At 47.4% G+C, this 6,431-nt stretch carries 5 protein-coding genes and 2 pseudogenes; all 7 read right to left on the bottom strand.

All coding sequences use genetic code 11. The features are described from left to right. Nucleotides 1–203, bottom strand: a pseudogene (locus J0895_RS24305) (hypothetical protein); the annotation flags it as partial. Nucleotides 204–354: 151 nt separating this feature from the next. Continuing rightward, nucleotides 355–519: a DUF5989 family protein gene (locus tag J0895_RS24300; protein WP_207090560.1), complete on the bottom strand. Its 165-nt coding sequence runs from the start codon at nt 517–519 to the stop codon at nt 355–357. Further along, nucleotides 519–947, bottom strand: coding sequence for an SxtJ family membrane protein (locus tag J0895_RS24295; protein WP_242541569.1), 429 nt, complete (start codon nt 945–947; stop codon nt 519–521). The genes J0895_RS24300 and J0895_RS24295 overlap by 1 nt, the downstream gene beginning before the upstream one ends. A gap of 56 nt (nt 948–1,003) precedes the next feature. Next, nucleotides 1,004–2,878, bottom strand: a complete 1,875-nt coding sequence (locus tag J0895_RS24290) for a carbamoyltransferase family protein (RefSeq protein ID WP_207090559.1) — start codon at nt 2,876–2,878, stop codon at nt 1,004–1,006. A 117-nt stretch (nt 2,879–2,995) separates the two neighbouring features. Further along, complete coding sequence (locus J0895_RS24285) at nt 2,996–4,423, bottom strand: FAD-dependent oxidoreductase (protein WP_207090558.1); 1,428 nt, start codon at nt 4,421–4,423, stop codon at nt 2,996–2,998. Nucleotides 4,424–4,441: 18 nt separating this feature from the next. Next, nucleotides 4,442–5,554: a threonine-phosphate decarboxylase CobD gene (gene cobD, locus J0895_RS24280; protein ID WP_207090557.1), complete on the bottom strand. Its 1,113-nt coding sequence runs from the start codon at nt 5,552–5,554 to the stop codon at nt 4,442–4,444. A gap of 23 nt (nt 5,555–5,577) precedes the next feature. After that, nucleotides 5,578–5,859, bottom strand: a pseudogene (locus J0895_RS24275) (HU family DNA-binding protein); the annotation flags it as partial. Between the last annotated feature and the right edge of the window lie 572 nt (nt 5,860–6,431).

Here is a 6,431-nt window from a genome sequence, read left to right as displayed (position 1 = left end):
GCGGTTTGATTAATCGGCAATCCCAACTGGGCGATCGCCTCGTCGGTTTGGCGATCGCTGCGAGTATAAAACAGTTGTTTATATTTACTCCAATATAACGCCGCTGCCCCTAACTCGATAAAAATTGCTAAAAAAACTAAGTTAATTAAAGCAATTTTAACAATTCCAGGCAATTTTTTGGGGAACTCACTCAATTTTTTCATGAATTTATCAGCCAATTTCAATGAATAAAATAAAAGTTCCCCAGGAGTGGGAGTATCTTGCTCCCGAGTACATTTTTTGAAGTAGGGTGGGCACTGCCCACCTGAAGTACGGTGGGCAGTGCCCACCCTACAATTACTAGACAGGCAACCGTTAAAACAACGTGTAAATAAACGGGGCGATCGCCGATGCCTGAGTCAACACAATCACCGCACCCAGTAACACCAACGTAATAATTAAAGGAGCCAACCAGTATTTTTTACGCTCCCTTAAAAATCCCCATAAATCCTTAATAAAATCCCAAGTTGCTTCAAACATTAAAAAGGTCTCTCCATACTTTCTCGATTTCTTAGTGTGCTAAAAACCCGGTAACTTTCCAGCTTCACATCCAACGCCCGTGCCATTGGGTCTTTCTTAAACAGCCAGCGCATGGCTAATCCCATCGGCATCAACAGCAAATAGAAAATAATCCCTAAAATAATTCGGCTATTAATCGCCCCTAGAACCAGCCCAACTTTCATCCACCCGTAATAAACCGGTTCTAAAGTTTTCGGAGCAATTAACGCCCAAACCCACAACACTCCCGCCACAATCCAAGGCCAAATTGGGAGAGAATGCTCGCGAATCCAGGGAATTAATAACCCAAATAATCCCACAAAAATCGCCCCGGTAACCAGTCCAAATTCACGTAATCCTTTTTTATCCAGCTTCGGAATCGTATGAGTCATAACCCAGGCATCAGCCATCAACAATAAAAGAGCTTGTTCTCAAAATCAGCCCGCACAGTCAGGCTTTTTCCCACTTAATCCAACTCAAATTCTTGCTTCCAAGACTCATCCTGTTTCCAAGGAATTTGCTCACTCTTCGGTAACAAGAAATTCTCAATCACCAAATAATCCATCTCCGTCCGCATAAAACAGCGATAGGCATCTTCTGGGGTACAAACAATCGGTTCACCGCGCACATTAAAGGAAGTATTCACCAACACCCCACAGCCGGTTTTTGCTTCAAATTGACGGATTAACTCATAGTAACGAGGATTAGTTTCTGGATGCACCGTTTGAATCCGGGCGGAATAATCCACATGAGTCACCGCTGGGAGTTGCGATCGCGGCACATTCAGTTTCTCAATCCCAAATAATAACTCCTGTTCCGCTGTCATCGCAATCCGTAACCCCTCTTTCACCGTTGCCACTAGCAACATATAAGGACTCGCCGAATCCATCTCAAAATAATCAGAAACGCGATCGCTTAATACCGAAGGGGCAAAAGGTCGAAAGGACTCCCGATATTTAATCTTCAGGTTCATCACCGATTGCATTTTAGCACTACGCGGGTCCCCAATAATCGATCGCCCGCCTAACGCCCGAGGACCAAATTCCATCCGTCCTTGGAACCATCCCACCACATTTTCATCAGCTAAAATTCCCCCTAACCGAGGCAACAATTCATCATCCTCTAACCGATAATATTTCGCCTGAACTGTATCCAAATAGGACCGGATTTCCTCATCCCCAAACTTGGGTCCTAAATAAGACCCTTTCATGCGATCGCCCACGGTCAAATTTTTCCCCGGCGACTCTCCAACCGCCCCATTCACCACCCGAGGTTGTTCACCATACTGATACCAACCTGCCAACGCCGCCCCTAATGCTCCTCCTGCATCTCCTGCTGCCGGTTGAATCCAAATCCCTTTAAATGGACCTTCCCGCAACAGTCTACCATTAGCAACACAATTTAACGCCACCCCTCCAGCCAAACACAAATAATCCGCTTCTAACTCTTTATGAACTGTTTTTGCCAGACGCAATACCACCTCTTCCGTGACATATTGAATCGAACTAGCAATATCCATTTCTTTCTGAGTTAACTTCCCCTCCGCACGGCGAGGCGGTCCTCCAAATAACGCATCAAACTTGCGATTGGTCATGGTTAACCCTGTCGCATAGTTGAAATAATCCATATTCAACCGGAAGGTGCCATCATCTCTTAAATCAATTAAATGATTCAAGATTTTATCAATATATTTGGGTTCGCCATAAGGCGCTAAACCCATCAATTTGTACTCCCCCGAATTCACCTTAAATCCGGTATAGTAAGTAAACGCCGAATAGAGCAATCCTAGAGAGTGGGGAAAATCAATTTCCCATTGCGGAATCAGTTGATTGCCATCTCCTAACCAAACCGAAGTTGTTGCCCATTCCCCCACCCCATCCAAACACATCACTGCCGCCCGTTGAAACGGACTCGGAAAAAATGCACTCGCCGCGTGAGCTTGGTGATGTTCCGTAAATAAAAGCTGAGGCAATTGGGAGGTTTTGCATCCGGCCAATTTAGCCAATTCTTGTTTTAAAATTGTTTTTAAATAAAGTTTCTCTTTTAACCAAACTGGCATGGCGGTAATAAAGGAACGAAACCCTTTCGGCGCATAAGACAAATAGGTTTCTAACAGCCGCTCAAATTTAACCAGAGGTTTATCATAAAATATAATTTGGTCTAACTCATTGAGGGAGAGATTCGCCTCTTGAAGACAATAGGAAATCGCACTCTGGGGAAATCGAGCATCATGCTTTTTCCTCGAAAATCTTTCTTCCTGTGCCGCTGCAATAATATCGCCCTCAATCACTAAAGCTGCCGCGCTATCGTGATAGTAACCGGAAATTCCCAGAATTTTCATATACCGTCTGTTTGCCCTTTTTAAGAGATGAGATAGAGATTAAATAAAGTCAACCCGCACTCTTGACTAAACACCATGATTCCCTGGTTTATAACTGTTTATACCTGGGTCAGGGAATTATCGCCGCCAATTAAACCAAATGTCAAGAACGTTTTGCCAGAACGTATTATCTTTGAACCGTCCCTCCTGCCAGAGTTCGGCAGTTTGTTGATTAATTTCAGAGAGACTGGGCCAAATATGGGGTAAAGTTGCGATCGCCTCAACCTTTAGTTGATTTTTCATCCCTAAAGCAAAACTGTGAATCAGTTCCGATGCTCTAGGTCCCAAAATATGAGCGCCCAAAATCTCTCCGTTTTTCCGGACCAATACCTTACAAAAACCCGTTGTTTCTTCCTGCAATCGACCCCCAGCAATGCCTTTGAAATATTGTTTCAAAACAACCACATCATCATATCGACGTTTCGCTTGGGGTTCAGTCAGTCCAACTCGGGCAATTTCAGGATAAGTCTGGAAGGCCCAGGGAATGCCCCAATAATTAACCCGATGACGGGGGAAAAACAAGGCATTTTTGACCGCGATTTCAGCTTCATGTCGGGCTACATTAACGAGGGGATAGCCGCCTGCTAGGTTCCCACAACCATAGATGCGCGGGTTTGTCGTTTGTAATTTAGAGTTGAGTTGCACTCTTTGACCCAAAGGGGTCTGGTAGAATTTCACGCCTACGCTTTCTAAGTTTAGCCGGTCAATATTGGATTGGAATCCACAGGCGAGGAAAATTTCATCGCAGGCGATCGCCCGATTTTTAGTCTGAATAATCTTTTTCCCTGGACTCGATTCAACGGCAATGACTGGAGTATCTGTCAGGACAAGAATGCCATCTGCTTCGAGTTGTGCCTGAATCAGTTGGGCCGCTTCTGGGTCTTCTTTCGGCAATATCTGGGGTGCAGAAGTGATCAGTGTCACGGCAATTCCTAACCGAACTAAAATCTGCCCCAGTTCAATACCATTCGGATCGCTGCCAATAATTGCAATGGTATTCGGGAGGGTTCCCTCTGTGAGGTGATGGAAGGTTTCCCGAGTCAGGTATCCCGTGGTTGCCAGTCCCGGAATGTCAGGAATCGCTGACCGAAAACTGGGGGCTAATAAATAATGGCGAGAAATCAGTCGTCTAATCTTGACATCTAAAGCTAGTTGTGGTAATCCAATAAACTCTCCCGCCTCCGCAATCACATCAATGCCGAGAGACGCTAGAACTGCCGGAGAGCGTTCTTCTCCTAGGGATGCCAGGGCCTGGGTTGACTGCTTCAAGGCCCGGGCCAGTTCCTGGCGGTCCTTTGGAAATGGCGCACCCCAGAGAATCGAAGGGGAATCAAATAACTCCGCTGTTTGTATCGGTCCGGTCCCTTCAGAGAACGGAGGGGCATTGACTGCCTGTTGGGGCGGTTGGACCAGGGCCACTCGCGCTTGCAGTTTAGCGGCAGCGATCGCCGCTTCTATTCCCGGGCGAGTGCCGCCAATGACGACTAAATCGTAATCCAAGCTCACGTTGTTCGATTCCCCAATCTAAGACAGAATATCGGTTAAGGCGGCAATTAGGCGCTGGTTTTCTTCCGGTAGACGCACAGCAACGCGGAAATACCGATCGCCGAGTTCCGGAAAGCTCAGGCAGTCGCGGATCAGGATGCGGTGACGGGTGAGTAAATCCTGTTGCAGTTGGGAACAGGAATGATGCGATCGCACCAGTAAGAAATTTGCAGATGAAGGCAGGGGCTGCAATCCCGGGATTCCGGCTAACCCATCAAACAACTGCGATCGCGCGGGAGGCAACCAGGTCCAAGTTTGTTCCTGAAAGGCCGTATCCTGCACCACTGCTTCCCCGGCAGCGGCGGCTAGGATATTGACCGGCCAAGGGTCGCGCCACTGTTGCCAGCGTTGGAGGCGATCGGGATGGGCGATCGCATATCCTAGGCGGAGTCCAGGCATCGAGTAAAACTTAGTCAGCGATCGCAGAATCACTAAATTCGGATAATCCTGAACCACTGTCACCAGACTTTCCTGGTCCCCTGGGGGGAGAAAATCCATAAAGGCTTCATCCACCACCACCAGAGCAAAATGCTCCAGATAGGGCAGAATCGCAGCTTTTGAAAACAGTTTTCCCGTCGGATTGTGAGGATTATTCAGCAACAGACCCCCGGGGGCTTTCTGTTGCTGCAATTTAGGAATGAGGCAATCCAGTCCCGAGGGGGCTTGAGCCGTAGCTTCATCCACCCCCAGGAATTCCCCTTCCTCATCTCCCAACAGGGGACAGTCAACGACCGTTGCGCCAAAGGTTTGCAGACACCGACGGTAATCGCCAAAAGCGGGGGTTAACAGAAATGTAGTAGGCAGGGTGGATAATTCCCATCCCGCCCAGGTTAACAACTCTGCCGCCCCATTACCAGGCAGGATCCACTCAGGAGCCAGACTGCAAGCCTGACCCAACTGCGATCGCAAGGAATAGTAGCTCGGGTCAGGGTAGTTTCGCAGTTCGCTCAAGTGACTGTGAATGGCCGCATTGACCGATGGGGGCGGCCCCAAAGGACTGATGCTGGCCGAGAAATCGAGGATAGAGGAAGGGGGACAGCCTGCCAGAATTGCGGCCCAGGCTAAATTCCCCCCATGCTTTGGCTGATTCAAAGGGCGATCGGGATATGACTCCCTTACTTAGGAGCGACTTTTTCTTTAAAGGCCTTACCAGCAGAGAAGGCAGGGACCTTGGTTGCTGGGATTTCCATTTTGTCGCCGGTTTTGGGGTTGCGACCTTCACGAGCTTTGCGCTCACGAGCTTCAAACGAGCCAAATCCCACCAGGGTGACTTTATCCCCAGAGGAGACCGCTTCGATAATCGCCTCAAGGGCCGCAGTCAGCACCGCATCCGCTTGTTTTTTGGTGACGTTAGCCTTCTCAGCCACAACATCGACGAGTTCACCTTTGTTCATTTTGTTACTCCGTACAGGTTAAGTTGAGCGAATCCAAGGGACCTCTATTGCCACAGCAATTCAGTAGGTCTCTTAGGTAGTTTAAGGGAGGAAGCCGAAATAAATCGCTGAAACTCCCACTGATTCGACTTTTCACTGCATTATTCTAAAGGGTGTCAACCCAATATGGATCGGTGAAACCTTTAATTTATATAGATTTGAGGATTTTTTTTTCATTTTCCCCCAGGGTTGCACCAATGGATCCATTCAAAAAATTTACTACTCGTAATACAATTGTTGCTACAACTACCTTCCTAAAACCCTTTTAAAGAATAAAACCTCCTGCGTTTTATCTTACAGGAGGTTTTATTAATTCTCGATTCTATTCCCGGAAGCCACCCCAAAAAATAAATCTAAAGGAATAGAAGCCGGGAGTGGGGTGACCTCAAGGATAGAAAATTACCGATTTTGATTCAGCATTTGCTGGACTTCCTGTCCAGGGGCATACCCATAACCAAACCCCGCATTCTCCGAATCATCCAAAATCTGAGGCGTCACCAGGACAATCACCTCTTGTCGCCGATTCTCTCGTTGAG

Origin of the sequence: Phormidium pseudopriestleyi FRX01 (assembly GCF_017313335.1) — a bacterium.
Taxonomy (GTDB): Bacteria; Cyanobacteriota; Cyanobacteriia; order Cyanobacteriales; family Laspinemataceae; genus Laspinema; species Laspinema pseudopriestleyi.
This window is presented reverse-complemented; position numbering and strand designations above follow the sequence as displayed.

Coding starts and splice junctions, on each gene's coding strand:
- J0895_RS24295 (WP_242541569.1), bottom strand. CDS start 947: ATGGCTGATGCCTGGGTTATGACTCATACGATTCCGAAGCTGGATAAA.
- J0895_RS24290 (WP_207090559.1), bottom strand. CDS start 2,878: ATGAAAATTCTGGGAATTTCCGGTTACTATCACGATAGCGCGGCAGCT.
- J0895_RS24300 (WP_207090560.1), bottom strand. CDS start 519: ATGTTTGAAGCAACTTGGGATTTTATTAAGGATTTATGGGGATTTTTA.